Annotated in this window: 4 protein-coding genes and 1 pseudogene; 2 read left to right on the forward strand and 3 right to left on the reverse strand. The window is 63.3% G+C overall.

The features are described 5' to 3' along the window. Both EN914_RS39480 and EN914_RS30460 read left to right on the forward strand, forming a co-directional pair. Positions 1–104 (forward strand): annotated as a pseudogene (locus EN914_RS39480) (ring-cleaving dioxygenase); the annotation flags it as partial. A gap of 114 nt (positions 105–218) precedes the next feature. Next, on the forward strand, positions 219–380 hold the full coding sequence (locus EN914_RS30460) for a hypothetical protein (protein ID WP_023810961.1): 162 nt from the start codon (positions 219–221) through the stop codon (positions 378–380). A 21-nt stretch (positions 381–401) separates the two neighbouring features. Here EN914_RS30460 and EN914_RS30465 read toward each other — a convergent pair whose 3' ends face one another. The 3 genes from EN914_RS30465 to EN914_RS30475 all read right to left on the reverse strand — a co-directional run. Beyond that, complete coding sequence (locus tag EN914_RS30465) at positions 402–1,115, reverse strand: SGNH/GDSL hydrolase family protein (protein ID WP_024502994.1); 714 nt, start codon at positions 1,113–1,115, stop codon at positions 402–404. A 62-nt stretch (positions 1,116–1,177) separates the two neighbouring features. Next, positions 1,178–1,918: a thioredoxin family protein gene (locus EN914_RS30470; protein WP_013529245.1), complete on the reverse strand. Its 741-nt coding sequence runs from the start codon at positions 1,916–1,918 to the stop codon at positions 1,178–1,180. Between the two features lie 164 nt (positions 1,919–2,082). Continuing rightward, positions 2,083–2,845, reverse strand: a 763-nt coding sequence (locus tag EN914_RS30475) for a class I fructose-bisphosphate aldolase (RefSeq protein ID WP_127389481.1), incomplete at its 5' end; no start/stop codon positions are given.

The raw sequence follows: 2,845 nt of genomic DNA on the forward strand, positions 1-2,845 counted from the left end.
CCGCCGACGAGCCGCTGGAGACGCTGGGGGAAAGCCTCGCCCTGCCGCCATTCCTCGAACCGAAGCGCGCTTCGATCGAGGCCGGCCTCAAGCCGCTGAAGTAGATCGTTTGCCGGTCAAAGGGCGCCGCATTCCGGTTCGGGATCTCGGCGTCCGTTCTTTCTCAGGCAATGAACGACGTGCTTTGACAGCCGGGCGCGTTGCTGGTCAAAGGCGGCATGACGAAATTCCTCGCCCTTGTCATCGTCGGTTTCATGGTCATTCAACTGATCAAGCCGCTTGGCTGGCCAGGCCTCAAGCGACGCGGTGATTTCTGGAAGCTGGCACTGCTCGCCATGGCCGCGATTTCACTGGCGGCCGTGCTCGGGCATTTGACGTAGGACGGCACTTGTCGTCGCTGCTCAATTGCCAAGCACCGGGCCGACCAGATGCTCGGCCCAGGCCCGGTAGCCTGCTTCCGAGGCGTGAAAGCCGTCCGAGGCAAAGCCGGCTTCCGGATTGGTGATCGGCAGGCGCGACGCCGGCACCGCGCCGCGCTCCAGGCAAAGGCGTTCGCCCATCCGGTTCATGTCGGTGGCGCGGATCTCAAGGATCTTTCCGAGCAGCGGCGGCATGGCTGGCGCCCGCGTGAACTCCAGCACCGGCGACCACACCACGCGCGCTTCCGGCCATTTGGCGCGCAGGCCGTAGAGCAGGCCACCGAACTCCTTCTTGAAGCGCGGCACGGAGTGAAAATTCTTGGTGTCGTTGGTGCCGATGGCCAGCACGATATGCGTCCACGGATCGGCCGACAGATTGGGCAGCACATGGTCGCGGATCTGGCCCGACGTTGCCGAATTGAAGCCGGCCGCCCGCCAGCGCACGGCGCGGCCGGTGCTTTGTGAAATCAGCACGGCGAGTTGCGCGGCAAGCCCGTCTTCCGAATTGCCGATGCCGACCGAAGCGGCGGAGGAATCGCCCAGCACCAGAAGCGAGATTGCCGGTGCTGCGCCTGATATTTCGTGCATGACCGGCCCTTGCGCCGGCAGCATGCGCGTGGTGCGGCGTCGCACGCCGAGGCCTTGCCAGATATAGACCGGGAAGGCGAGCCAGGAGAGTAGGGCCGGGAAGCGCATGGCAGTACCGTTAAACGATCAGCGGCAGCCTTAGCGCATGTTTTGGCCGACGGGAACGATCTTCAATCGCAGCAACTCGCCTGCCCCGCCTGCTTGCCCTGATATTCATCGTGCAGCCGCACCCAATCCATCAGGCCGTGATAGGGGCCGTTCTCGTTGCGGCCCTTCGGCGTCATGTCGAGATAGTCGTAGGCGCCGATCTGCGCCTCGCCGCCGCGGGCGCGCGACATGAAGGTGAGGAAGATGTCGCCGGTCTCGTCCCTGTAGAAGACGCTGGTGCCGGGAAGCTCCTTCGATGTCCGTGGACGGGTCTCGAAATTGTAGGTGGTGCAGCCGGCGGCGATCTGCTTGTCGGTGAAGGAGACCTGCATGTCGAAGTTGAAATCCGAGGCATAGGACGACACCCAGTCGAACTTCCAGCCCATGCGCTGCTTGTAAGGCAGAAGTTCCGCCAGTGGAGCGCGCGAAACCACGACCAGCGACACGTCGTGATGCCGCAGATGCTGATTGGCGCCGTCGATATGGTCGGCAAGGAATGAGCAGCCCTCGCAATGATGGGTGCAGCCCGGCCCGAACATGAAGTGATAGACGATCAGCTGGCTGTTAGTGCCAAACAGGTCGGTCAGTCTGTTTGGCCCTTGTTCGGTCTCGAAGACATAGTCTTTCCTGATCTTCAGCCAGGGCAGTTCACGCCGTTCCGCGGCGATCCGCTCGCGAAACCGCGTCAGTTCCTTCTCGCGCGCCAGATGTGCCTTGTGCGCCTGAAACCAGTCTTCGCGCGAAACGATCTTGTTGCGATGCATGAACCTCTCCCTGAATGTCATCCCAAGGACGTTGGGGATGGGCGCAACCCGACATCGCCGGAGAGGAAATAAGGACGGAGAGGCTCCGCCCCAAGCCCTGCAAGTCACAAACAAAAAACCCGGGCGCATCGGCCCGGGTTCGAAGGAGGAAGAAAGGACTGTGATCAGGCGGCCTGTTCCAGGCTCGCCTTCCATTTTCCGAGCGCTGCCAGATGGTTCATGTGGGCGCGATGGGTGAAGGCGGCCTGGCCGGCGGCAACGTTCGAGGCTTTGCCGCTCCAGGCTTTCTGTGGCGCGGCCTGCAGCGCGCGACCATAGGAGAAGGTCAGCTTCCACGGGTGCGGCCCGATGGCGTTGATGGCGTTGAGATTGGCGGTCGCCTCTTCGTCTTCCTGGCCGCCGGAAAGGAAGGCGATGCCCGGCACCGCTGCCGGCACTGTCTCGCGGAACAGCTTTATGGTCTTTTCGGCGACTTCTTCGGGGCTGCTCACCTTGCCCGATTTCCTGCCGGCCAGCACCATGTTGGGCTTCAGGATGGTGCCTTCCAGCACGACGCGCGCCGCATGGAGCTCGTCATAGAGCTTGATCAGCGTTGCCTTCGAAATGTCGTAACAAGTGTCGATGTCGTGGGCGCCGTCCATCAGCACCTCCGGTTCGACGATCGGCACGATGCCGGCTTCCTGGCAGAGGGCGGCATAGCGGGCGAGCGCATGAGCGTTGGAGCCGATCGAGGTCGCCGAAGGGACACCCTTGGCGATATCGATGTCGATCACCGCGCGCCATTTGGCGAAGCGGGCGCCGAGCTTGTAGTAGTCGGCAAGCCGTTCGCGCAGGCCATCGAGGCCTTCGGTGACGGTGTCGCCGGGAAACCTGGCCAGCGGCTTGGCGCCGGCATCGACCTTGATGCCGGGGATGGCGCCGGCGGCC

The sequence above is a fragment of the Mesorhizobium sp. M7A.F.Ca.CA.001.08.2.1 genome (assembly GCF_003998455.1).
Classification (GTDB): domain Bacteria; phylum Pseudomonadota; class Alphaproteobacteria; order Rhizobiales; family Rhizobiaceae; genus Mesorhizobium; species Mesorhizobium ciceri.